This window comes from Chryseobacterium sp. DZ-32, from assembly GCF_059587025.1.
On the sequence record NZ_JCAIOM010000008.1, the window covers coordinates 1 to 25994 of the forward strand.

The 25994-nt window shown below is 36.5% G+C and carries 21 protein-coding genes; 11 read left to right on the forward strand and 10 right to left on the reverse strand.

Features of this window, described 5'->3' with window-relative positions:
- Positions 1 to 271: 271 nt before the first annotated feature.
- Positions 272 to 1159 carry a mechanosensitive ion channel family protein gene (locus AC59HC_RS10375; RefSeq protein WP_496558547.1) on the reverse strand — a complete coding sequence of 296 codons (888 nt, stop codon included), beginning with the start codon at positions 1157 to 1159 and terminating at the stop codon, positions 272 to 274.
- A 94-nt stretch (positions 1160 to 1253) separates the two neighbouring features.
- On the opposite strand from AC59HC_RS10375, the gene AC59HC_RS10380 reads away from it, so the two are divergent.
- A complete protein-coding gene (locus tag AC59HC_RS10380; RefSeq protein ID WP_496558548.1) occupies positions 1254 to 1889 on the forward strand; it encodes a peroxiredoxin in 636 nt (211 codons plus the stop codon).
- A gap of 96 nt (positions 1890 to 1985) precedes the next feature.
- Here the strand turns inward: AC59HC_RS10380 and AC59HC_RS10385 are convergent, their stop codons facing one another.
- The 3 genes from AC59HC_RS10385 to AC59HC_RS10395 form a co-directional block, all read right to left on the reverse strand.
- Positions 1986 to 2576 carry a hypothetical protein gene (locus AC59HC_RS10385; RefSeq protein ID WP_202841303.1) on the reverse strand — a complete coding sequence of 197 codons (591 nt, stop codon included), beginning with the start codon at positions 2574 to 2576 and terminating at the stop codon, positions 1986 to 1988.
- Between the two features lie 262 nt (positions 2577 to 2838).
- Positions 2839 to 3354, reverse strand: coding sequence for a hypothetical protein (locus tag AC59HC_RS10390; RefSeq protein ID WP_482399604.1), 516 nt, complete (start codon positions 3352 to 3354; stop codon positions 2839 to 2841).
- A 94-nt stretch (positions 3355 to 3448) separates the two neighbouring features.
- Positions 3449 to 5734 (reverse strand): TonB-dependent siderophore receptor, encoded by a 2286-nt coding sequence (locus tag AC59HC_RS10395; RefSeq protein WP_496558549.1) that lies wholly within the window; start codon positions 5732 to 5734, stop codon positions 3449 to 3451.
- A gap of 183 nt (positions 5735 to 5917) precedes the next feature.
- Between AC59HC_RS10395 and AC59HC_RS10400 the strand changes: the two genes are divergently transcribed.
- Entirely contained in the window at positions 5918 to 6973 is a 1056-nt protein-coding gene (locus AC59HC_RS10400; protein ID WP_496558550.1) for a Gfo/Idh/MocA family oxidoreductase, read from the forward strand.
- Positions 6974 to 7089: 116 nt separating this feature from the next.
- Here AC59HC_RS10400 and AC59HC_RS10405 read toward each other — a convergent pair whose 3' ends face one another.
- On the reverse strand, positions 7090 to 8982 hold the full coding sequence (locus tag AC59HC_RS10405; protein ID WP_496558551.1) for an ABC-F family ATP-binding cassette domain-containing protein: 1893 nt from the start codon (positions 8980 to 8982) through the stop codon (positions 7090 to 7092).
- Between the two features lie 214 nt (positions 8983 to 9196).
- Between AC59HC_RS10405 and AC59HC_RS10410 the strand changes: the two genes are divergently transcribed.
- Complete coding sequence (locus AC59HC_RS10410) at positions 9197 to 9709, forward strand: 5' nucleotidase, NT5C type (protein WP_496558552.1); 513 nt, start codon at positions 9197 to 9199, stop codon at positions 9707 to 9709.
- A gap of 140 nt (positions 9710 to 9849) precedes the next feature.
- Positions 9850 to 10707: a carboxypeptidase-like regulatory domain-containing protein gene (locus tag AC59HC_RS10415; RefSeq protein WP_496558553.1), complete on the forward strand. Its 858-nt coding sequence runs from the start codon at positions 9850 to 9852 to the stop codon at positions 10705 to 10707.
- A gap of 51 nt (positions 10708 to 10758) precedes the next feature.
- Here the strand turns inward: AC59HC_RS10415 and AC59HC_RS10420 are convergent, their stop codons facing one another.
- Complete coding sequence (locus AC59HC_RS10420; RefSeq protein ID WP_343641467.1) at positions 10759 to 11622, reverse strand: glycoside hydrolase family 25 protein; 864 nt, start codon at positions 11620 to 11622, stop codon at positions 10759 to 10761.
- A 66-nt stretch (positions 11623 to 11688) separates the two neighbouring features.
- Here AC59HC_RS10420 and AC59HC_RS10425 point away from each other — a divergent pair, with 66 nt between their 5' ends.
- From AC59HC_RS10425 to deoC, 5 genes are all read left to right on the forward strand, one after another.
- Entirely contained in the window at positions 11689 to 12951 is a 1263-nt protein-coding gene (locus tag AC59HC_RS10425; RefSeq protein WP_496558554.1) for an NAD(P)/FAD-dependent oxidoreductase, read from the forward strand.
- A complete protein-coding gene (trmD, locus tag AC59HC_RS10430; protein ID WP_110008092.1) occupies positions 12948 to 13619 on the forward strand; it encodes a tRNA (guanosine(37)-N1)-methyltransferase TrmD in 672 nt (223 codons plus the stop codon). Before AC59HC_RS10425 ends, trmD begins: the two co-directional genes overlap by 4 nt.
- 379 nt (positions 13620 to 13998) lie before the next feature.
- Positions 13999 to 14934 carry an endonuclease/exonuclease/phosphatase family protein gene (locus AC59HC_RS10435; protein WP_343641472.1) on the forward strand — a complete coding sequence of 312 codons (936 nt, stop codon included), beginning with the start codon at positions 13999 to 14001 and terminating at the stop codon, positions 14932 to 14934.
- 27 nt (positions 14935 to 14961) lie between these two features.
- Positions 14962 to 15432 carry an Lrp/AsnC ligand binding domain-containing protein gene (locus tag AC59HC_RS10440; protein WP_002976659.1) on the forward strand — a complete coding sequence of 157 codons (471 nt, stop codon included), beginning with the start codon at positions 14962 to 14964 and terminating at the stop codon, positions 15430 to 15432.
- Between the two features lie 4 nt (positions 15433 to 15436).
- The gene (deoC, locus tag AC59HC_RS10445; protein WP_202841286.1) at positions 15437 to 16180 is read left to right on the forward strand and encodes a deoxyribose-phosphate aldolase; all 744 of its coding nucleotides are present in this window, start codon (positions 15437 to 15439) and stop codon (positions 16178 to 16180) included.
- Positions 16181 to 16231: 51 nt separating this feature from the next.
- Here deoC and dusB read toward each other — a convergent pair whose 3' ends face one another.
- Both dusB and AC59HC_RS10455 read right to left on the reverse strand, forming a co-directional pair.
- Positions 16232 to 17227 carry a tRNA dihydrouridine synthase DusB gene (dusB, locus tag AC59HC_RS10450; RefSeq protein ID WP_496558555.1) on the reverse strand — a complete coding sequence of 332 codons (996 nt, stop codon included), beginning with the start codon at positions 17225 to 17227 and terminating at the stop codon, positions 16232 to 16234.
- 148 nt (positions 17228 to 17375) lie between these two features.
- Entirely contained in the window at positions 17376 to 20603 is a 3228-nt protein-coding gene (locus AC59HC_RS10455) for a DUF8818 domain-containing protein (RefSeq protein ID WP_496558556.1), read from the reverse strand.
- A 153-nt stretch (positions 20604 to 20756) separates the two neighbouring features.
- Here AC59HC_RS10455 and AC59HC_RS10460 point away from each other — a divergent pair, with 153 nt between their 5' ends.
- Both AC59HC_RS10460 and AC59HC_RS10465 read left to right on the forward strand, forming a co-directional pair.
- Positions 20757 to 21626 carry a T9SS type A sorting domain-containing protein gene (locus AC59HC_RS10460; RefSeq protein WP_496558557.1) on the forward strand — a complete coding sequence of 290 codons (870 nt, stop codon included), beginning with the start codon at positions 20757 to 20759 and terminating at the stop codon, positions 21624 to 21626.
- A gap of 154 nt (positions 21627 to 21780) precedes the next feature.
- On the forward strand, positions 21781 to 22590 hold the full coding sequence (locus AC59HC_RS10465; RefSeq protein ID WP_496558558.1) for a T9SS type A sorting domain-containing protein: 810 nt from the start codon (positions 21781 to 21783) through the stop codon (positions 22588 to 22590).
- 60 nt (positions 22591 to 22650) lie between these two features.
- Here the strand turns inward: AC59HC_RS10465 and AC59HC_RS10470 are convergent, their stop codons facing one another.
- Complete coding sequence (locus AC59HC_RS10470; RefSeq protein WP_496558559.1) at positions 22651 to 25473, reverse strand: gluzincin family metallopeptidase; 2823 nt, start codon at positions 25471 to 25473, stop codon at positions 22651 to 22653.
- Positions 25474 to 25526: 53 nt separating this feature from the next.
- Positions 25527 to 25994 (reverse strand): orotidine 5'-phosphate decarboxylase / HUMPS family protein (locus AC59HC_RS10475; RefSeq protein ID WP_496558560.1); only part of this gene is annotated, 468 nt, incomplete at its 5' end.

A 25994-nucleotide genomic window follows, 5' to 3' on the forward strand; every position in this document is an offset into this window, starting at 1 on the left:
GGGGACGATGGTTTTTTTAGATTCATAAGGGTGACTAATTTTATGGTTTTTTAGTCAACCTTTTTCAGGACGAGACAATAAATAAAGAAACCGTTTCATTTGAAACGGTTTTTTTGTTGGAACGTGAAGGGCACAGTTTTGTAATAACTTCATCGGAAATACTGTAAACCTAACAGGTTTCTAAAACCTGTTAGGTTTAAATATCTCCTATCAATCATCATAAAAAAGACCATTTCAATACTCGAAATGGTCTTTTATTTTATAAATAATTTTACTTATCCTGATGATTTTCCGGCAAGTTAGTCTCTCCACTTGTAATGCTGATGCTCGTTGGCGTTACCAGCTGAATTTTATCCGTATCAAAGCGTTCTTTAATCCCTAAATAAGCCTGGCTTCTTACCTGCGCAAGATTAGCCCCCACTTTTATCCAGAATTTTACCTGAAGATTAAATGCACCTTGCTTCAAATCTGTAAAAATCACTTCTAGAGTGTCCAGCTTATCCACATTATCAAGATTTTTAACCACATCAAGAATTCCTTTCTGTACTTTGGTAATATCTTCATCAGCCGGAATTTCAAAATTTAAAATAATTCTGCGCTGTGGCGAAGCGGTAATATTGTAAAACGGAGCATTGAAAACAACCTGATTAGGGATATAAGCTTTCTTTCCGTCATCAGTAAGAATTTTTGTAGTGAGAAACCCAATTTCCTGTACTGTTCCTGAATGGGCTCCTATGGTAATATAATCTCCTACCTTGTAAGCTTTGTCAATTCCAATAAGCATTCCTGAGAAAATACTGGATACCAGGTCTTTCAGAGCAACCCCGGCAATAACCCCGGCAACTCCTAAGCTTCCGATAAACTTCCAAAGAAAGCCGCTGAAACCCATTATTTCAAGAGCAATAAAGGTTCCCATCAGCATGATCAAAAATCTGAATATACTGATTAAGGTAACTAAGGAGCTCTCTTTGCGACTTTTAGGAAAAAATTTATGGAATAATTTTACCGCTGCCTGGCTTAAATATTTGCTGGTAACCAGGAAAAAGGTAAATACTAAAATTCCAACAATCAGCTTGGGTGTAAGTTCAGCGAAGGTGATATACCAATTTTCCAATACCTTGTAAACAAGATCTACATACCTGAGTCCGGTTTTCTCCATGAATAAAATTTTAATTAAAGATATAAATTTTCATCAAAAAATTTGCCAGTTCCAAAAAGTCTACTAAATTTGTAGACTATAAAGAAAGAACATTATGTCAATCAAACTAGGAGATACAGCACCCAACTTTCAGGCAGAATCATCGGTAGGTGATATCAATTTTTATAATTATCTGGGAGATTCCTGGGGGATTCTGTTTTCGCATCCTGCAGATTATACGCCGGTATGCACTACAGAATTGGGGTATACTGCAAAACTGCAGTCTGAGTTTGATGCCAGAGATACAAAAGTAATTGCCCTGAGTGTGGATGGGGTAGAAGATCATCAAAATTGGGTGAAAGATATTAATGAAACTCAGAACACCCGGGTGCAGTTTCCTATTATTGCCGATAAAGACAGAAAGGTTTCAGAACTGTATGATTTTATTCATCCCAATGCTTCGGCTACCGCTACAGTACGTTCTCTTCTGATTATTGATCCTTCCAAAAAAGTAAGACTGATTATTACCTATCCGGCCTCTACAGGAAGGAATTTTGACGAGATCCTTAGAGTGCTGGATTCTTTACAGCTGGTAGATAATTACCGTGTGGCTACTCCTGTGAATTGGGAAGTTGGAGAAGATGTTATTGTACCTCCAACAATTTCTACAGAAGATGCCCGGAAAATATTCCCGAAAGGGGTAAAGGAAATAAAACCCTATCTGAGATACACCCCCCAACCTAATACATGATTTATTTGATTTTTTATAGTTTAGTTTTAATTTGTACGAAAAGCGCCCCGGAAATAATTCCGGGGCGCTTTCATTTTTTTATAAGTATTTCAGTGATTACTTAACGTCGTTGATGATTTGTTTCGCTTTAGACGTTGGAAGGTAAATCTGGAATCCTAAACCAAAAGTAATTTTGTTAGTGTATCCACCGCTTCCGAATCCTGCGTTCGCATCATATTTCACCAAACCTTCCAATCCGATGTTTGGTGTGATGAAGTAAGAATAACCAGGTCCGAATCCGAAGTTAAGACCGTTAGAAGAAGAACCTCCTTTAGAGATAGACATTCCTCCAACACCTACGTTACCTTCGAAGAACCATCTTCCGTGGTGTAGTAAGTTGTTTACTCCCTGCTCTCCCGGGTTAAGATAGTAACGTCCTAATGCTCCTACATTATATGTAAAAGTAGTGGGTGCATCTTTAGCTCCTTTGAAACCTAAATCTACGTATCCCCCAACTGCGATATTATCTTCGATGAAATAGGCTCCTTTTGGCTGAATTGCAAAGTTATATCCTGCTCCTTCATTTAACCCAAAATTTGCCCCTACAAGGTTACCCCCTACCATCCAATTACCTTTTTGAATCTGAGCGTTGGCAGTTGCTGTTAAGCCTGCTACGGCTAATATCCCTGTTAAAATAAGTCTTTTCATAATTTATTATTTTAATAATTAAATGTTTATTATTCACGAATTATAGAAAAAACAATAAATGTGCCAGACTCTTAATTTTACGTAATTTTTCTAAACAAACGTTAAGATTTTCAGTGAGATATAGTTTGTTTTTTTAACCTATCGGCTCTATATGTTATGATAATAAAGAAAATAAAATGGTTGTTTTAAGAAAAAAATGATAAAAGTAGATAATATATCATTAATTATATAAAACACATATTTTTCTTTGCCCATTCGGAATTTAAATAAATAAAAGGATCACCGAAATGATAAGACCTGCAATTGTAAATTTGATTCCACGTTTGAATGCTTTGGTCTTAGGATTAAACATCCAGAAACTTGAGATGACGAAAAAGAAAAGAGAAACTCCGAAGAATACGCTTAGAGGAGATATAGCATCTTTGGATTGTGATTTGTGAAGCGAAACCATTTTGTCCAATACGAAAGGAAGTTCCTTTTTGGTATATTTGGCTTTTCCGGTTGCACTGTCATAAGTTCCCTGCTTAAAATAAAGAACACTTCCTTCTGTTTTTTCCACTTCCAGGCCTTTCATCTTAAGCTCTTTTTTCAGCTCTTTTTCTGTAAGATTGGCTGCGATATTTTTTTCATATTTCTTTTCACTTTTCAGGAAATCTGTGTCTCTGTACACCAGAAGAATTCCACTTAACGAATATACAGCCATAATTCCGGCAAGGAAATATCCCAGGTAGCGGTGTGTAATTCTCATGAAGCTTCTTGTGTCTTTAATCTTATCCATATCTTATTTTTTTGTTTTTGTTTAAAATTTCAAAAGTGGAAACTGCAAAAATGCAATTTCCACTTTTAGTGAAAGAATTATTATATAAAGAATTCTAGAGTCTGTATGTCAATGTGAAATAGTAATTTCTAGGCGTAATCGGATTCACTGAATAATTCTCGTGAACATTGTAATTTATGACATCAAACAGGTTTCCCACTTTCCCTTGAACAGAGAATTTTTTCCACTCGTAGCCTACTGACACGGAAACAGTCGTATAATCTTTCAGATCAAACATTCTGCTCACGTTATTTCTACTTGTGTTTGTAGATTTTGTATCATTCCATCCGGCAATTCTATCCCCGATGTAATAAATCCCAGCTCCGATTTTCAACCCTTTTACGTAGTTTGTAAATTTATAGAAAACAGAAGCATTTGCTGTTGTAGCCGGTGTTCTTACCAGTCTTTGGTTTTCAATATATCCTTTTTCAGGAGTGTCGGTATAAACCGAATTGTTATAAGAAAAACCTCCGATTATAGATAAGTTTTCTGTGGGATTTCCTGTAATGTCCAGTTCCACACCACGGCTTCTCATATTTCCTGCAAATTCTTTAAGATTGGTGTCTGTGGAATTTACAGGTACTCCGTTTGGAGCAGAAGCAAACCAATACGTTTGATAGTAGTTATTGTACATAATCTGGTAAGCCGTTAAGTTAACAGCTAAAGCATTATTCCAGAAATTCTTTTTAATACCAATTTCATATTGATCAACGGTTGATGGCTTTATGCTTTGCTTTGATAAAGTATTTAATTGAGCTTGAACATCTGAAGCAGACTGATTGGTATTTACTGTTCCAAATTGATCTGAAGTATATCCTGCATTGGCTGCAAAAGAATTCGTATAAGTTGCAAATACAGAAAGGTTTTCATTTGGAGCATACACCAAACCTACTTTTGGAGAAAATGCATTGTCAGACGTTGAAGAATTAGCGACTTCAATTTTATCATTTAATGTGAAGCGGGTCGTCAGCGTAGGCATATTTTCTATATAAGACCATCTTAAACCTGCAATTACTTTTAATTGTTTTGTTAAGCTGATAAAATCCTGTGCATAGATCCCGATTCTTCTTGTATTGATCCTGTTTCTCGTACTAAGAGTAGAATTCGGCATATCAATACTTCCCCACGTTGATGGATCATCTAAATATAGAAGATTTCTTGGAGCTGCAACAGTATAAGCATAAGCATCTGCCTGACCGTAATCAGCATCTGCCCCAATTAAAACTTTGTGGTTGATTTTTCCAGTATTGAACTCACCATTGATATTTACCTGTGCTGAAGTATAATTTTGTTCGTTGTAAGTTTTGCCAAAAGGTCTTTTCCATGATAATCTGTTAGGATCTACAGTGGTATCTTTGGTGTCATAGATCCATTGCACTCTTTCAGAAGAAAAATAATCTTTCGTATAATTTTGGTAAGAAGCAATCGCATTTAGAGACCATCTTTCGTTAAATTGATGATTAAAAGTTACATTCGTGGAAGCTTGCTGTACATTTTGATATTGCCAGTTAGTTCCGTAGAAAGTGTTTCTGGAAACAGTATCATTTAATCTGTAGCTTTGATCTTTTTCCGTAATAGAACCAAGCCCGAAATCAGGAGTAAAATTAGTTTTAAGATAATCTGCTTCCACAATCAATTGTGACTTTGGGCTTAAATTGAAAAGGAAGGATGGATTGAAATAATATTTCTCTGATTCTACAACATCTCTGAAACTTTCAGCATGCTCATAGGCTCCGTTTACTCTGAAAGCAATATTTTTAGATAAAGGACCGTAAATATCAACTGTTGGTTTATAGGAATTCCAGCTTCCGCCGTTTAGCCCGATACTTCCGCCAAAATTGAATTTAGGTTTTTTTGTAATCATATTGATAACACCACCAGCTGCTGTATTTCCAAAAAGCATGGCATTGGCTCCCTTTAAAACCTCTACTCTTTCCAGACCACTTACTTCAGGGAAAACACCACTGTTTACTCTTGAACCATTTTTAAAAATATTATCATTTCCTAAAATGAAACCACGTCCACCAAAACTATCCTGAGAATTTCCTCTGGATGAAGTGATATACAATCCGTTTACGTTCTGAAGAACATCACTCAGTTGCTTTGCCTGCTGCTGCTCAATGATTTCGTGCGTAACAATAGCAATAGGCTGAGGAGTTTCCATTACCGTCAGATTTGACTTGGTTGATAATGGTCTTGCCTGGTTGGGATTTCCTGTTTTGTGAAGATTAATATCCTCAATGGTCTGTGTTCTGATGGTATCTGCTTCAGCATTTTTCATCTGAGAACTCGCTGAAACAGCGATGAATAGAAGACCTAAAGAAAGTAATTGTTTTTTCATTTTATTTTTATGTAGAACAGTTTTAAATAAGGCGCAAATGTAAGTATTTGTTTAGAATAGATAAAAATAATTTTATGATTTAAATCATATTTTTATAAGTCGACGAGATGGATTATTTCTATAGCTCCTTTACACTAAGGGATAGAGAATTTTTTATGAATATATTTGTTAAAAAATTATAATATGCAATTGGTAAAAGCAGGGCTTTGTGCCTTTGGAATGAGTGGGAAAGTGTTCCATGCTCCCTTTTTAAAGGAGCATCCGGGATTTTTTATCTCTGCTGTTGTGGAAAGAAGCAAGGAAGAATCGAAGGTGAAATATCCTGAGTCAACGATCTATCGTTCCGTGGAAGAAATGCTTCAGCTTGCTGATGTAGAATTGGTGATCATCAATACTCCGGTTCAAACCCATTATGAGTACGCCAAAAAAGCACTGGAAGCGGGAAAAAATATTATTGTGGAAAAACCTTTTACAGTAAATGTTTCTGAAGCAGAAGAACTGGTGCAACTGGCTGAAGAAAAAGGTTTGTTTTTGAGTGTATACCAAAACCGAAGATTCGACCGTGACTTTCTGCAGGTTCAAAAAATTCTGAATGAGAAGAAAATAGGGAATATTAAAGAAGTTGAAATACGTTTTGACAGATTCCGTACCACGGCCAGTGGAAAGCAGCATAAAGAAAGTCCGGATCAGCAGGGATCAGGATCACTTCATGATCTGGGAGCACATCTTGTAGATCAGGCGGTACAGTACTTTGGGTACCCCGAAAAATTGTTTGCTGATGTATTTTCTATGAAAGGGGCCGAATTCGCTAACGATTATTTTGAAATTCTCTTATTCTATAAAGATAATCTGAGAGTAAGACTGAAATCATCTGTTTTCAGCAAAGAAGGACATTATGCTTACACAATTCATGGAGACAGAGGAACTTTCCTGCAGGAAAGAACCGATAATCAGGAAAATGAACTGGTAGCAGGTGCTATTCCTGAATATGGTAAAGAATGGACACAGCCTTTGACTGCACCGGACGGAATTTTAAACTTCCTGAATGATCATTCTGAAACTGAAAGAATTCTTACCTCCAGTGAAGCCGGAAACTATATGGATTATTACCAGCAGATTTATGAACACATCGTTTTTGGATATGCCTTACCATCTCCGGGAAAAGAAATTATTCAGAATATGAAAATCATTGATGCTTCTCTTGAAAGTGCAAAAGAAGAAAGAATAGTAAAATTATAAATTAGAAATGAGTTCAAAGTTCAAGGTTTAAAGTTCAAGGTTGATACCAGTCGGGATTAGAAATTTCCAACCCGTCTACAATCCAACTCTGCGACACTTTGAACTCATTCATATTCTTAAAGGAGCTCCTGAAGCTCAAGCCATCTCATTTCGTGGTTCTCCAGTTTTTCTGAAACCGTTTCCAGCTCGGAAGAAAGAGTGGCTATCTTTTCATAATCAGCTTCGTTGTTGAGCTTATCCAGAATTTTTGCGCGCTGTTCCTCCAGTTCAGGCATTTCTTTTTCAATCGTTTCCAGTTCCCTTTGTTCTTTAAAGGTCAGTTTTCTTTTAGAATTGGAAAATTGAGTACCTTCTGCGGAAGAAATTACTTCTTTTACAGGATCAGGTTTTACCGCAGCATTTTTTTCCAATGCCTCTTCACGGCTTCTGGCTTCTCTGTATTCTGAGAAATTACCTACAAAATCTCTGATTTTTCCGTTTCCTTCAAAAGCCAGAACATGATCTACAATTCTGTCCATAAAATACCTGTCGTGGGAAACGATAATCAAAGATCCCTGGAATTGCTGAAGAAAGTTTTCAAGAACCGTTAGCGTGGGAAGATCTAAGTCATTCGTAGGTTCGTCAAAAATCAGGAAGTTAGGATTCTGATACAAGATGTACATCAGGTGAAGTCTTCTCTTTTCACCTCCGGAAAGTTTAGAAATAGGAGAATATTGTGTCTGATCGTCAAATAAAAATAATCTTAAGAACTGTGATGCGGATAAACTTTTACCATTCGCTAAAGGATAAAATTCTGCAATTTCTTTGATGAAATCAATCACACGTTCATCCTCTTTATAGGTAAGACCTTTTTGCGAAAAGTAACCGAAAGAAATAGTTTCTCCTGTTTCAATTTCTCCTTTATCGGCTTTTTCAAAACCTTGAATAATATTAAGCAGGGTAGATTTTCCCGCTCCGTTCTTTCCAATGATTCCAACCTTTTCTCCACGTTGAAACTGGTAGCTGAAATCTTTCAATAAAACTTTAGATCCAAAGCTTTTATCAATATGTTTGAGTTCAAGAATTTTATTTCCCAGACGTTTCATTTCAAAATCAAGCTCCAGCCCGTCTTTTCTGGTGTCGGTTTTGGCTACTTTTTCCGTTTCGTAAAAAGCATCAATTCTGCTTTTTGATTTTGTAGTTCTGGCTTTTGGCTGTCTTCTCATCCATTCCAGTTCCTTTCTGTAAAGGTTATTCGCTTTATCAATCGTAGCATTAAGATTCTCCTCACGAATCATCTTGTTCTCAAGGTAAGTTGCATACGAACCATTGTGAACATACAGATTCTGATCCTCCATTTCCCAGATAATATCACAAACACTGTCAAGGAAATATCGGTCGTGGGTGACAAGCAATAAAGTAATTTTTGCCTTGTTCAGATAATTTTCAAGCCATTCTACCATATCCACATCAAGGTGGTTGGTAGGTTCGTCCATGATAAGAAGGGTATGTCTGTGCTCGGCTCTTGTTTCTGTTAAAAGTTTAGCCAGCGCGACACGTTTGATCTGTCCTCCGGAAAGGGTTCCCATTTTAGCTTCAAGATCTGTAATTTTAAGCTGGGAAAGAATCTGCTTCATTTCATTTTCCAGATCCCAGGCTTTATGAACTTCCATATCAGCCAGTGCTTTCTCAATAAAATCATTATCTGTAGAATGAAGTGAACGATGATAGTTTTTAAGCGCCAGGATAGGCTCGGAATCCAGGGTCATCATAAATTCTTCAATGCTCAGCTTAGGATCATAATCAATCTCCTGATCAAATAATACCACCTGGATATCTTTATTGATGATCGCAGTTCCGCTGTCTGCAATTTCCTTACCCATTAGTATTTTAAGAAGTGTAGATTTTCCACTTCCGTTTTTGGCAACAATCGCTATTTTATCTCCTTCATTGATGTGGAAAGAAATATTTTTAAACAAAACTTTGATGCCGTAAGATTTGGTAAGATTTTCTGCAGAAACGTAATTCATTGGGAATTAATAGTTTGATTTTAAATTTCAATTGAACCGCAAAAATACGAAAATGTAGCCTAAAACTTCCCGGAACCTCTTTTATAAAAATGAATATTTATAATTTTTTAATAAACTGTGCCCCTTATCTGAAAAAACTAATCAGTAAATTTGATCAACTACAATGAAATGTACATTGTAAAAGTAATACATAATACAAAATCTGATTGAAGTAATGAAAAAAGTTATCGTCGACATGGATGGAGTAATGGCGGATGTATATCATCAGCTGGCGCAATTTGAAAAAAGGGATACAGGAAGAGAAATTGAAATCAGTGATTTGGCTGGTAAGCCTGAAATAGAGTCTTTTCCCAACGGAAAAAAGCATGTGAATGAAGTAGGCTTTTTCAGAACCTTACCGGTAATGAAAGGAAGCCGTGAGGCAATAGAATATCTTAATAATAAATATGAACTCTATATTGTATCTGCCGGAATGGAATTTCCAAACAGCCTACGGGAAAAATATGAATGGCTGGCAGAACATTTTCCTTTTATCACATGGGAACAGATTGTTCTTTGCGGAAGTAAAAGAGTAGTGTCCGGAGATGTCATGATTGATGATTATCCTAAAAATCTGGACCATTTTTCAGGACAAAGACTGATCTTTACCCAACCTCATAATGAACTGATAGAAAATGATACCTATGAAAGAGTTCATTCCTGGGAAGAGGTTATGAATATCCTCTGATCCTGAGTTTAAATTCCTAATAGAGCTATCAGAGAATTCCGGAAATTTTTAAATAAATTTAACTAAAGGGAGAATAAATTTAATAAAATGTTGGGAGGCCGGCATATTGAAAATAGATATGTTTGCATCAAACTTTTAACATGAAAATATATTCTACTTTATTCTTCCTTGTGGCAGCCTCAGCCTTCCACGCGCAGGTTGTTTCCGGAACTATTGTTTCTAAAAACGAACATCAGCCTATTCCTTATGTGAAAATCGGGATTGAGAAAAAATCAACAGGCACGATTTCAGATGAAAAAGGAAAATTTTCAATTGATCTTTCCAATACAGATCCCCAGCAGAAAATAAAAATAGAAGTCCCGGGATACGATCTTTATCAGGAAACAATACAGGATTTTAAAAAGTATGACCAGCAAAAAATATTTTTAACAGAGAAAATTAAAAATATTAAAGAGATTGCAATTAAGCCTAAAAAGCTGATAGATAAAAACTGGGGGGTCAATACCAAAACAAAAAGTGTTATTTATTCTGTTAACCCGGAATTTGACAAAAAGAGTTTTCTTGGAGAAACAGCTTTAGAATTCAACGCAAAGAAAAGATCAAAGCTTAAAAATATCAATCTGAATATAGCCAGCTATGTTTCTACTGAGCCGGTTTTAATGAGATATAGCATTTACAGTGAAAAAAATGGCTTCCCGGATAAAAATATCCTGGAAGAGGAGATTACCGTAAAGCTCACTGAAGATATGATCAAAGACGGAACGTATACACTGGATGTAAGCGACCGGAATATCTGGCTGCAGGGAAAATTTTTTATCGGCATACAGTTTTTAAAAGATTTTGACGGCAGGATTAAAATCAGTGCTGCTTTGTTCAGAACAGGGTTTATAAGGGAGTTTTATGGTGACTGGCAGAAAATGACCATTGCCGCACCAGCCATTAATATTGATGTGAAAATGGATAAAAACGGAAGCAATAATATGAATGAAGATGATTAATACATATGTAGTTTGATCAGCTGGAAAATTTATCACCGCTCCTTTTTCTTTCTAATCCAGTGTCAGCCTTTTTAACGACCACGAATTACCATTGTAGACATCAAGATCCACTTTTGTATTGATGCCGTGAACAATACCGTTTTCTGTGAACTGCCAGAAATCCCACTCGTCATCGGGAGAAGGTGAGGGAACATCGTTGTAATTGGCAAGCCATAAAGGGTAGCCTTCAAACTCGCCTTTCAGAAAATCTTTATAGTAATGGTAGTACGTGTAGATGATAGGTTTTTCACCATAGGCTTCTTCTACAATTTTACACCATACTTTCAGGTCTTCAACCAGTTTTTTGTTGGTTTTACGCTTTGGAATTTTTTCAATATCAAGAATCGGAGGAAGATCTCCGCTTTCAAGTTTCACGTTGTCTAAAAAATTATTGGCCTGGATCACGGGATCTTCATCGGCTCTGTAAAAATGATAGGCGCCACGGATAAGCTCATGTTTTTGGGCACTTTCCCAAAATTCATCAAAATGCTTGTCGGCACTACGGTTTCCCATCGTTGCACGCATCACTACAAATTCCAGCGGAATCGTTTTATTTCCGATGCTGAGGCTATCCCATCTGATATCTTCCCGGTTTTGATAATGGGAAACATCAAAACCATAGGTTTTATCAAGGTTGCTGGCTAATATTCTCTGAATTCTTGCTGCCTCCTTTTCACTGTTATGAAGCTTTTTATGCTTAAATTTATTAAAGTACAACGCATAGTAATAGCTGACGGACTGCTTTAAGTAAAGTCCTGTTCCTACTAATGCCATTATTAAAATTGCCAGTATGACCCATCTTCGGAAAAAATACTTCTTCCGTCTCGACTTATGGACTTTTTTGGCAGTTTTTTTGGTGTACTTTTTTGGTGTCATAAAGTTTTGCAAAACTAACTTTTTTCACTGCGAAATGCTAAAATAAAATCAGTAAATTTGTGTATTATGGAAACACGCGAAAAAATCATCATTATTGGAGGAGGATTTGCGGGGCTGCAGCTTGCAAAAACATTGAATAACAAGAACAAAAAGGTTATTGTTCTCGACCGGATGAACCACCATATGTTTCAGCCGCTTTTTTATCAGGTAGCCTCGGGAAGGATAGAACCTTCCAACATTTCTTTTCCCTTCAGAAAGATTTTTCAGCAATCCAGAAACACGCAGTTCCGTATGACTGAGGTGAAAGAAATAGATCCTGCCAACCATAAAGTCATTACCGACGAGGCAGAATTTACTTATGATAAACTCATCATAGCAACGGGCTGTAAAACTAATTTTTTCGGGAACAAAGAACTGGAAGGAAAAGCTTTCGGGATGAAAAATACCCAGGAAGCCATCAGTATCAGGAATCATGTTCTGATGACCTTTGAAAAACTGATTATTGAAAAAAGCAGGAGCGATGACGGAAACTGGAATATTGTGATCGTTGGAAGCGGGCCTACCGGAGTAGAACTGGCTGGAGCTTTTGCTGAAATGAAAAAGGACATCCTTCCAAGAGATTACCCTTACATGAATTTCGACCATCTGAAGATTATTCTGGTAAGTTCCACAGAAAAACCCCTTGCTGTCATGAGCAGTGAAGCTCAGGAAAAATCTGAGAAATATCTGAAAGATCTTGGTGTTACTTTTTTGAGCGGGGAAGTGGTAACAGACTATGATGGTGACAAAGTACATCTCAGAAGCGGGAAAGAAATACCATCCAATAATGTGATCTGGGCCGCAGGAGTTACAGGAAATGTTGTAGGAGGTTTTCCGGAAGAAAAATTAGTGAGAAACAGATATATTGTAGATCGATATAATAAAATACAGGGTTACGATAATATTTATGCTATCGGAGATATTGCCTATATGGAAACACCGAAATATCCGCAGGGGCATCCCCAGGTAGCCAACGTAGCCATTAATCAGGCCAAAAATTTAGGTAAAAATCTTTTAAAGAGAAGTCAGGAAGAATGGAAAGAATACGAGTATGATGACAAAGGCTCATTAGCGACTATTGGGAAGCACAGAGCAGTGGTTGATCTGCCGTTTATAAAATTCCAGGGATTTCTGGCGTGGTATTTCTGGATGTTTCTCCATTTAATGCTAATTTTGAGCGTTCGTAATAAGCTGGCCATATTCTTCAACTGGATGTGGAGCTATATCAACAAAGATTCTTCTTTAAGATTAATTATTATACCTACTAAGAAAAACGGAACATTACAATGAGAATTGATATAATAAGCGTACTTCCGGAATTGATGGAAAGTCCTTTCAAAACTTCTATTTTGAAAAGAGCTATGGATAAAGGACTGGTAGAAGTACATTTTCACCATTTAAGAGACTGGGCTGTCAATAAGCACAGACAAATTGATGATGAGCCTTATGGAGGCGGAGCAGGAATGGTAATGATGGTTGAGCCGCTGGATAAATGTATTTCAGAGCTTAAATCTCAAAGAAACTATGATGAGGTGATCTACCTGACACCGGATGGAGTTACTTTGAATCAGAAAATTGCCAATTCACTTTCTATCAAAGAAAATCTGATCTTTCTCTGTGGGCACTACAAAGGAATAGACCAAAGAGTAAGAGACCTTCATATTACAAAAGAAATTTCAATTGGAGACTACGTCCTTACAGGAGGAGAACTCGCAGCCTGTGTTTTGGCAGACTCAATTATCAGATTGCTTCCCGGAGTTTTGAATGATGAGCAAAGCGCTTTAACAGATAGTTTTCAGGATGATCTTCTTTCACCACCCATCTATACAAGGCCTGAAAGTTATAAAGGTTTAGATGTTCCCAAAATTCTATTGAGCGGAAACTTCGGAAAGATTGAAGAATGGCGTCACGATGAAGCAGTAAGAATCACAAAAGAAAAACGTCCCGATTTACTGTAAACAAGAATTGCCAAACGAATATAATTCTTGCTTTCACTTTTATTCCATTTATTATAGGTAAATGGAATAATATTTGTTGTTATTTAAAAAAGCGTGAAAAATATTAATGATAGCGATTTTAAATTGAAAATTTATTCCGATTATTCCGTATTTTTTATATTGTCTCAATTTTGATTAATATATCGAAACTGTCGAATGATTAAAAAATTAATTTATAATGGTTTATTTCGTTAGTATTTTTTACTATATTTGAATTGTTTTTTATTGGAAATTGATTTACAGTTTTGGAGGTAAATCACGAAAATTTGAAAAAAAATAATAAATTTACATCTTAAAGTAAAAAGAACATAATAAATTAAAAGTATAGAAATTAGTGTAGATGGAGCTGTTCTCTTTTTATAATGTTGAAAATTTATTTTTGCCCGATCCGAAACCTGTCCACAAATTAGATCCTACCCGGTCAGGATTAAGGAATTGGGATGAAAAGAGATATAGAAACAAGCTTTTTAAAATCTCGCACGTATTTCAGCTGATGAAGGAGGAGAATGATGTATTACCATTTTTAATAGGATTATCAGAAGTTTCCGGAAGGAAAGTCTTGGAAAATCTTGTGGAGATGGAACCCTTTAATTCAGAATATGGAATTGTACATTATAATTCCATGGATGAAAGAAAAGTGGATGTAGCCATGTTATATGATAAAAATAAAGTAGAGGTAATCGATTCAGAAACCATTACTTTCTTTTTTGAAATAGTAAATAAAAACACAGAAAATTACGACACAACCAGAGACGTACTTTTTTCAAAAGTCAGATATAAAGGGGAACTTATTAATGTCTTTATCGCGCATCTTCCCTCTAAACGCGAAAAAGATATCAATAAACCAAAAAGAACCTTTATATTGAATGAAGTCCGGGAACGGATTATGAAAATTGTAAATGCTGACAAAGAGCATGTTATCTTGTGTGGTGATTTTAACGAAAACCCGGATGATGAAAATTTAGTACAGATTCTCTATGACAATGACCGTGAGAAGGTTTTAATGAACCCTTTTCAACAATTGTTTTCTACAAGAAATTATTCTACTTTTCATTATAAATCTGGATTGCTGTATGATCAGATCATTATGTCAAGATCTTTACTTGATAATAAGACGCTGGCTTTTCAGGATGCCCATATTTTTAATTCTGAAAAAATCCGCAGCAGAACCAGAAATTTTGAAGGACGGCCTTTCCGAACTTATGCTGGTACGAGGTATTTAGGAGGATATAGCGATCACTTTCCGGTTTTTGTAAAATTTAAAAATTTACATTAAAAAACATAAATAATAAAAAAGTAGAAAATGAAAAATTCGAGCAACACAAGCTATCATTTAGATTCTATTGACAAAGAAATCATCTACATGTTGATGGACAATGCTAAAACTTCTTTAGCCCACATTTCAAAAAATGTCGGAATTTCCACTACTGCAGTGCATCAAAGAATCAAAAAACTCGAACATGCAGGAGTTATTGAAAATTCAATATCATTTCTTAATCCTAAGAAAATTGGATACAAAGTAATTTCCTACATTGGTGTATTTTTAGATCAGCCAAGCCATTATCCGGAAGTGGTAAAGTCTTTGCATGATATCAACGAAGTAGTGGAAGCCCACTATACGACAGGAAACTATACTATTTTTCTGAAAGTTCTTTGTAAAGACAATGATCACTTAATGCAGATCCTTAGCAAGCTTCAAAAGCTGAAAGGTGTAACCAGAACAGAAACTTTTATATCTTTGGAACAAGGTATTTACAGACAATTGAAAGTATAACGACATGAACATAGCCCAATATTTGGATTCAACTTACCTGAAAACCCCAGAACAATCAGGTATTTCCCACGAAGAAACACTTCAAAAAGATAAAGAACTTGCTCAGGAAGCAATAGATAATGGTATTTTTGCCGTGATGATTCGTCCGGATTATGTATCGGAGGTGAAGAAATATATTCAGGAAAGAAATTCAAATGTTGTAGTAGGAACTGTAATAGGTTTCCACGAAGGAACGTATTCTATTGATGAAAAGCTTGCAGAAGCTTCAAAAGCAATAGAAGAAGGAGCAGATGAACTGGATTTTGTTATTAATTATACCGCTTATCTACAGGGAAATATAGAACTGGTAAGAGAAGAATTTGTAAAATGTACCCAATTATCACTTGAGCATCATAAAATTGCAAAATGGATTATTGAAATTGCAGCCTTAACGGATGCACAAATTGCAGATCTTACCAAAAAGATTTCTACCTGGGCAGAAGAAAATTTCTCTGAAAATGAATTGTCGAAAATTTTTGTCAAATCATCAACAGGATTTTATAAAACTGCCGAAGGAAAACCTAACGGAGCAACCTTTGAAGGAATAACAATTATGCTGAGCAATGCCGGCAAACTTCCCGTAAAAGCAGCAGGAGGAGTAAGAACTCCCGAAGATGCTGAGAAAATGATCAAAATGGGAGTTAAAAGAATTGGAACTTCTTCAGCTCTGGGATTAATTAAAAACGAATCTTCATCAGAAGGATATTAATATCAGATTCTCAATATAAAAAAACCATCAGTTTTGCTGATGGTTTTTATTTTATAGCTGTACCTGATATTCTTCATAGAACTGTTGGGTTTCTTTGATCAGGCTGTCCATTTCTTCCATAGTGAAAACTTCCAGGAATTTTTTTCTGAACTCCTTGAAATGAGGAATTCCTCTGAAATAGTTGCTGTAATGCTGTCTCATTTCAACCAGACCTAGCCTTTCTCCTTTCCATTCAGTACTCCATTCTGCGTGCTGGCGAACAGCCAGTAAACGGTCTGAAATGGTTGGCTCAGGTAAATGCTCTCCTGTTTTAAAGAAATGCTTGATTTCATTGAATATCCATGGATATCCAATAGCAGCACGACCGATCATAATACCGTCACAGGCATACTTTTGCTTATATTCTAATGCTTTTTCAGCAGAATCTATATCACCATTTCCAAAAATCGGGATCTCAATATTTGGATTTTGTTTAATCCTTGAAATATGTTCCCAGTCTGCTTCACCCTTGTACATTTGAGCGCGGGTTCTTGCATGTATCGTAAGCGCTTTGATTCCTGTTTCCTGAAGACGTTCTGCTACTTCATCAATATTAATGCTGGTACTGTCCCATCCTAAACGGGTTTTTACAGTAACTGGAAGATGGGTAGAGCTTACAACAGCTTTTGTAAGACGCACCATAAGGTCGATATCTTTCAAGACCCCAGCACCTGCTCCCTTGCAGACAACTTTTTTTACCGGACATCCGAAATTAATGTCTACCAGATCCGGATTTACCGTTTCAACAATTCTTGCAGACATGGCCATAGCTTCTTCGTCTCCACCAAAAATCTGTATCCCAACGGGTCTTTCATAATCGAAAATATCCAGCTTTTTACGGCTCTTGATAGCGTCACGAATCAACCCTTCGGAAGAAATAAATTCCGAATACATTAAATCTGCACCATGCATTTTACACAAACGTCTGAACGGAGGATCACTTACGTCTTCCATCGGAGCCAGCAAAAGAGGAAATTCCGGCAGTTCTATGTTGCCTATTTTTATCATGGTGCAAATTTACGAAATTCTGAACATTCATAAATATGATATTATCTATCGGCCTAAATGATTGTTTTGTTTAGAAATTGGAGGATAGAAAAGACTTTAAATAGTGAATATAAGAGTTGATTGGCTGCCCACTTCCAGTCCTCCATTGTTAGAAGCTTGCTTTTACCTGCATACTTCCGATATGAATGGTACGGTCGCCGGAGTTTCTTCCTTCGTAATTAAGGTTCAGCTGGATGAACGAGTTGATAGCCTGCTGGATAAATACACTCCACACCTGGTTTTTTCCGGGTTTAAGGCCATCCAGCATCTGGTTTCCTACGATACTGAAATTGTTTCCTGTAAAATCGTTATTGATAAATGAGAAGTTTCCACGGATAGACGTTTTTCTTCGCTCCCACTGGATGGTTCCTGTAACATCAAAAGCCTTAAGAAGTTCTTCGCCATCCAATCTTTGTTTCTGGCGGAAAGCAGAAGATAATTCAGCCTGAATAGCATCGGTGAATTTATAAGTTGCTTTAGGCTTGGTTTCAAAATTATTCAGACGATAATCTCTTGTTTTAAATAACTGTGAAGAGTTTTGGATATCATGAACCGAGTTTTCCCAATCCACTCTGAATTCTTTATTGAACCAATATCCTATGTTCAGGAAATGAGAAGTCTGCTCACGTTCTTCATTACTGAAATTGGCATTGATGAGATTGTCATTGGTGATGAAACGGTAATTTCCGTTCCAGCCTGATTTATCGGTTGGATTAAACTGTACGGAAGCCAGAATATTCTGATTTTTAAGAATCTGGTCACTGTTCTTTTCAAAAGGATTCAGCACAAGTACCTTTTCCTTTTTGTAGAAAGAGTTTTGAGAATTTAATGAAATATTAAAATTCCAGCGTTTTAAAAATCCATTCTCAGAATTGAAAACAATGGCCGGATTGACAAACAAAGCCAATTGCAATTTATTTTTATTGGAAGGAATATAGCGTACAGAATTAGTATATACACGGATGTATTGGGCAAGATCGGAATATTCGGCAATTTCAAATTCGTCCAGCTGCTGAACGCCGTCTCCGTTATAATCCGTCCATTTATAAACACCTTGTCCGTCTGTAACTTTGATGTACTGGAATTCCCTCTGTGCTTCCTGCCCGTTCCCCAGCTCATAGAAAGCCTGAAGACGCATCCCGTTTCTGAAAAGCTGCTGGTTGTATAAGATGTTTCCAACAACGAAATCATTATTACGGGTTACTTCACCTTCCGCCCCTGCGTAGAAGAATTTCCGGTAGTGAATCAGGGCATTTAAACTGGTTCTTTCGGTTTTGATAATCTGACTTTCAGCCATGATCCCCAGAATATTGTTCATATTCTGAAGCCTGTTATCACGTACAGAGTCGTTATCTCTCATATATACTTTTGCCAGTAATTTGGTTCTTGTGCTGTCACCGATTTTCTTTTGTAAAAAGATTTCTTTCCAGCTGAAACTCGTGACATCCATAAGTTGAGTATCATTATACTTCTTCTCATTATGTTCCATACTTCCACCAATGGCCCAGCTTCCTTTTTTACCCGTAAACTCTGTTGAAACTCCACCACGGATGAACTTTGTATCCTGAAGGGTAGCATTGGTGCTCAGATAAGATAAATTACCTTTAGTAAAGAATTTTCCCGTTAGCCAGCCAAAGTCAAGGTCGTTTTTAATCCCTTTGTAAGAATCCTGTTCATCCAGATAATTGATGCGGTAATTCAACGTAGACTTATTATTCCATTTATTCAGGAAGCTGAAGATGAATCTGTTTTGGGTTTTTTTATTGAATTCCTGGGTAAGGTTGAAATCTCTGGAGAATTCTACATCGTTGATACGGTCAAGGATATGAAACTGTCTGTCTATATATTGATATTCAAAGCTTGGCGTTCCTTTCCATGCGTTTTTTGTAAAGCTTTTATTTCCAAAAATACGCCATGCGTAGCCGATATTCTGATCAGAATCTTTTGATGAAAATAAATTGACATCATAGTTACTCAAAGAGATATCTGCACCAATTTTTCCTTCATTCAGCAAATATTCAGAGTTCAGAGAGTATACCTGTGATTTCTGAGGAGAAGGAAGTTTTCTTACCGCTCTGTAATCTCCGCCATTAGGACCTACATATTCAAAAACACGCCCGTTGTTGGTGGTCTGTGCAATTTTATAATCTCCCTGATTAGCTCCGAAATAAGTAAAAGAAACCTGATAAAGTGTTAAACTCGAATCCGTAGAATATTCATAGAAATTACCTGTGGGACTTAATTTGTATAAAATTTTATTGACATCATATTCGGTTACAACTCCTGAAGGGGCATACATCAGGTCAGGATTATTTCCGGCATCAGCCAGAATCTGCTCATCTTCTTTAGAAAGGTTTAAAGAAAGAGGTGCGTTCTTATTGTCATTTTCCATGAACCAGTTGAATCCCACCTTGAATTTTTCTCTCTGATGCTCAAGCTTTCCTGTAAACAAATACCTTGAATAGTTCCTGTTGGCATAGTTATAAGAAATTGTGATGAAATTCTGCTGAAAAATAGGACGGAAACTGGTAAAGGTAACTTCACCGGTGTTGTAATTGATGATATAATCCTGGTTTTCACCACGCTTCATCAGAATTCCATCAATAAAAACCTGTTCAGAACCGGAGATCAGTGTAATAAACTGTTCACCGTTCTTGCCTGTCAGACGGTAAGGTCCCTGGTTACCTTCAACCCCCTGAAAACGGATTCTGTGGAATTCACTTCGTGCAACCCCTGCAGAGATATCTAGGAATGTCCTGTTTTCCTTCCCGAATTCTGTCTGGAATTGAAGTCCCATACTTCTCCTCTGGTATTTGGCAAAATAATTTTTAGCTTCCACAAGGTCAAGATGCCCTGCTCTGAGGATAGATTTATCCTTGATATTAAGCTGCATATAGATTTTGTCAAACTCCTCCAAAGTCTGGGTATAACCATCAGCCTGAATCGGCAGGTTATGATCTGAAATACTTGCTAAAATAGTAACATCTTTGGATAACCGCCCAGATATCTGAAGATCCATGGAACTTTGTACAGACTGCCCCTGGTTGTTACCAAAAGTAATCCCACGGATAATAGATCCTTTTGAGTTAAGCTCTCCTAAAAATCTCTTTTTATCATTTTTTGCCAGTACGGCTTCATCAATAATGATCTTATTGTGCGTTCTTATAAAATCCAGAGTGTCCTTTGCAAAGATGTCCTGCTCCAGCTTTGCCGCAAGAATACTGTCCCTTTTTATGCTGTCTTCAGGCACGTTGGGATTTTTCCATGAAAATACCTGAGCATTTCCTGAAAATATGCCTACGAAGAACAAAACGAATAGAATGACAAAATTCCGCAACTTTTAAAAATAATTCGTAAAAATAATTAAAAAATGTTAACATTAAGAGGTCAACTATTATTAACAAAAACTTAACCTCTTTATTGTCCCTGAAAAAAAAATAGAATGTAGTTTTGTTAGAGAAAGAAAATTATTAACAACAAAAAATAAATCATGAAAAAACTTTATTCTCTTTTTGCAACAGTTGCACTGAGCGCAGTGGTTTTTGCGCAAACAACTTACCTTTGGGATGGTAGTTCTGTAAATCCTATTTCCGGTACCAATGCTACTATTTCAAATGTGGCTTTTGCAGCAACTCAGGGAAATAATAATGGTACTACCAATTTAATAACTGCTTCATCTGTATCTACAGGATATGCAGGAGCAAGCGGATCCAGTAATTTTGGTGCTGCTGCTTTTAAAGAACCACTTTCAACTGCAACAAGCACCTATTTTAGTGTTACTGTTACTCCTGTTGCTGGTAACAAAGTAACTTTGAATTCTCTAAATTTCGGGTCGAGAGGGACATCTACCGGTCCCGGAAAGATTACCGTATATTCAAGCATCGATAATTATGCAGCAGCGATAGGAACTGTAAACGTTAACAATAACAGTACATGGACCTTGAATAATATTATTTTTTCAGGGAGTAATTTAGTAGGTGCAGAATCAGCTCCGGTTACACTAAGAATCTATGGAAGCGACAGCCCTGGTACAGGAACTCCATCTTTGGGTACTGCCAATTGGAGAATAGATGATATTTCTTTAACGGTTACTGCATCCAGTGCCACTTTAGCTGTTATCGATTCTAAAAACATAAAGTCAGGAAACTTTGTAAAAAACTCTTTCGTTAAAAATAATGAAATTGTTTTCGGATCTGATGTAAAAGATGTAAAGATTTTCAATAGCTTCGGACAGCTTGTAAAAGAAGCTTCTGTAAGACAAAATGAAACGGTAAGCGTTGCTGAATTAGCAAAAGGAAGCTATATCGTTACAGGTACAGTAAACAACCAGCCGGTTTCTCAGAAAGTTCTTAAAGACTAATCCCTGTTAAATAAAAATATAAACAGCCACTTCAATGAAGCGGCTGTTTTTGTGATTATTTCCTGATGTTTAGCTTTTTGTATCTTATATATTTCATAATTTGGTGGTATTATTTTTGATGTTTTATGATCAATCCATTTCTAAAATTAATACGATGAAAAAAATCTTTACTCTTGCCGGACTTACATTATTAACTTCTTTTTCAAATGCTCAGATTGTGATCAATGAGATCTATGGCGGGAATGCCAATTCGGGAGCTGTATTAAAGAATAATTATATCGTCCTTAAAAATATCGGAACTTCTTTGGTTTCTTTGACGGGAGCAAGTATTCAATATGCTCCGGCGATAGGTGCTTTTACAGAATATCATACGCTTCCGGATTTGACATTAGGACCTGAAGAAACCTATTTAATTCAGGAATCAGCGATTGAAGGTGGTGTAGAAAATCTGCCAACACCGGATTTTATTGCAACTACAATCGTAAATTTTGACGGAACTCCTAATAAATCTTCCGGATTAAAAATTTCTAACGTATCAGGAAAAGTTGCATTAGCCGGAAATATAGTGCAGGTAACAGGGCCTTCTGCATCCAATGTTCTGGATTTTGTAGGGTACGGATCCAATGCAGATCAGTTTAAAGGAGACGGGCCGGCTCCTTCACCCACTACAACCACCGCTATCAGAAGAAATTTGGTAGGAAGTAATGATAATATGGCAGACTTTTCCCTCGAAGGCAGCGTAAAGTCAGGCTTTGTACAGAATCCATTTATAAAAGACAGTAAAATAGTGTTTGGAACTGAGGTGAAAGATGTGAAAGTTTACGATACATTCAGGCAGGTCGTTAAAAAATCACCTACTAAGCTGGCCTCAACTCTTGATATTGCAGAGCTTCCAAAAGGAACTTATATTGTGACGGGAACCATTAACAATATTCCGATCTCACAGAAAATAATAAAAGATTAGTTTTAAATAAGAAAGGACAACCGATAACAGGTTGTCCTTATTTTTTTATTTTTCAGAATCTTAATACCAACCTCTTCTAGCTGCATTAATAATGGATCCGAGATTAAGAATTAAAGTGTATCTGATACGCTTCCCATAATCTTTGAATGAAGGTTCAAATCCTAAAGACGACTGTATCGGGAAATACACTTCCAGAAAATCAGGGATGATTCTTACTTTAACTCCGGTGTCCCAGATGAATTTGGCGGGAAGATCTTTGTTTTTATACACTCCCGCATCCGCATATACATGGAAGATTTTCCATACACTTGAATCCACGTTGGCAGAAGTGATCCATTGATTGACTGTTCCCGGAAGAAAAGATTTAAAACCACCATCAGCTAATATAAACTGCTGGGAAAGAAGCCCGCTGCTGGCACTTTCTCCCAAAAGCGTATAAGAGAATGAATAGTTGGAAACCCTGGAAATTCCATAGTCGAAGAGGTTATTTCTGGTGTTGTTTCTTAAGAAATATCCGGCAAATAAACGTAAGCTCAGCTTTTGTTTTGGAGCAAATTCCCATCTGTAAAAGCCTTCAGCCGTTATTTTATTGAAATCTTCCATTCCCTGGGTGCTCAGGCTGAAACTTTTTTCATGGATCATCTGGCTGTCACTATAACCATATCCGATACTCCAGAGGTTATATTTGCTGTAATCATTATTGGCGATCATCTTAGGACTCAGATCCCTTTCAAAATAATTATAGGATACGCCGAGACTTCTGCTAACGGTACTTCTCGGGTTTTTTCTGAAGTTAATAGAAGAAGATATAGAAGTCTTTCTGTAGGCAAGATCATAATCATAATGAAAATAAGAACCGGAAACCCCGAATGTAAGACTTCTGATAATGCTTTCTGCAGGCAGAATAGAATAGGAGACAGCTCCTGAACCGGTCAGTTTACCTGTTCCGGTACTATAGGTTGGAGTCACCGAATACAGGAACTTCTGGTCAAAGAAAGATTGATTTTTAAAATTGGCTCCCAGAAGAAATTTATCATACGTATTGTTGAAACGCACCCTTGGGCTGATGTAAATTTCATTGTATTCCGGGTTGGGAATATCTTTTATTAGTTTAAGTTTAATTTTTTTTGCATTGGAAAATAAACCTTTCGCATACAGGAAGTTGTCTCTGTAATTGGATTCAGGAAATATATAGCCACTGTTTAAGGTGGTTTTGTAAATATTCTCTGATGCAGGAAGCGACAGGCTGGTAGTACGTTCATTTTCCTCCGTGTCTATCCAATACGCTTTCTTTTCTCCTTCTCTGGTTTCTGTTTCCAGCTTTACAGGAATAGAAATATCTGTATTTCTTACAATTTTTATTTGCAGGGAGTCATTATCTTTTCTAATGTTTTTTAATTTAAAATCAACCCTGTTCTTTTGTTTGAAAAAGTTGGACAGATAGGCTGTTGATGTATTGTTTTCAGAAAGAGATGACAGGAATTCTTCAGGATTAATTTTTTTTCCGGAATTTTTAGAAATATAATTTTTTACAATCCCATCGAATTGTTCATATCCCATTTTGTCTGCCGAGTAGTTGAAAAGGCTTCCTGTTTCAAAGCTGCTGATGGCCATATCATTGAAATTACTCAGAACAGGGAAATGTTCATCGATTTTCTGATCAAGGTTCTGCAGCATAATATACTGATAGGAAAGTCCGTAGCGGTCCAGAAGTTTTACTTTGGAGGCGTGGAATAACTTTAATGGTTTAAGTCCAAAGATTCTGGTCTCTGGAAGTGTCCCTAGAAGTTTCGTATCAGCGTAGAATTTTTTGAGGTACTGAATTTCAAGATAAGATTTTAAACCATTTTTAAACCAATGGTCTTTTTCTTTATCTGCAATAACGCCTTCGTCAAGTATTTTCTTGGCAATGATCCCGAAATAATCCATATCGGTTTTTTCGGTCTCGGTAAACAGGCGGAATCTGAATTTCCAGAAAGTAATATCATTATTCCCGAAAAAGTCTTCTTTGGCTCTGAATTTATCTGAAATAAAAATACTTTTCGGAAGATATCCGATGCGTTCCTTTATAAATTTTAATTGTAAAGGAAGATAAAACTCCAGGTTTTGTTTTTCATCCGGTTTCAGATTATATCCAAATTTGATTTCGATCTCCTCTCCGTCAACATTGGTTTTTATGGATTGAAATGCTGTCGGAGAAATCAAAAATTCAGGATCTGAGTCAAGGTATCCCTTAAATGAATTCATTTGAACCTGTGGAAGATTTCCTTCAACAAAATTATTAACAGGAAGATCAAAATTGACGGTCCAGAAAGTATTAAAACTTACCTGTTCCTCAATATCGTGATAGTTTCTTTTGGAAATATTGTCCGGATCAAAATGATCCGGAACAATAAAGAAATATTTTAATAGAGTATTCTGTGCAGATGTTCCGTATCCCGTAAAGTTTTTATCGGGAAGCTGCATCCTGTATTGCAACTGTAAAGTAACGCTTTCGCCGGGTTTTAATACATTTTTCAGAGGAATAAAAAGATTTTCATCTGAGAGTGTATTGACAGGAAGGGCTTCATTGTCAGAATTTTTAATATTCAGTTCCAGAAGTTTTCCCAATTGGTCATTTTTTGCAAAATGCAAATCATTATTCCGGTCTTCCAGTTTTCTGTAGACTAAAGAAGTTCCCCGTTTATTGTACGCGGCGACCCAATTCAGGAGTTTTACGGTTTGAAGGTCTTTTCCGGAGTGATTGTAATAAACAATTTCCTGGCGGACATCAAGGTTCTTTTTGTCAGGAGACAGTTTTGTTTCAATGTATATACTGTCTGTCTGTGCAGAAACCTGTACAACTCCACATAACAAAATAAGGCAAAGGCTGATCTTTTTCAAATATTCGTGATAAAGCCCAAATATAACTTATTTTGTATATACTTTATAGTATTTTAACCTTGAATTGCTTTTTTTTCCAAAGAATTAATATAAGCATTCCATCCCTCTGTTTTATAAGTGATGGCAGATGCTTCAGGATCATTGGATTTGTAGATTCCTCTTCCTACGATGATAAAATCTGTGTGCAGTGTTTTGAAAACATGTTCCGGTGTGTTGTACTGCTGTCCTTTGCCATCTCCTGAATCTGCAAGGTTTACCCCAGGAGTGAACAATAGCAGATCCTCGGGAATTTTATTCTGAGATACACCACCAATTACATTAGGATGAGATAAAGCTACTTTTAAAGCTTCTTCACGATAGCTGGCTGTTGTTAAAGCACCTTTTGAAGACATTCCAACGATGGCTACCACTCCTACATTTTTGAAACAGTCTAATGATTCAAAACCTCCGATCACCTGAGAAGTCACAAAATCTGCCCAATCCGTAATTTTGAAAACCCCGCTAGTGAACTGAAGCTCCTG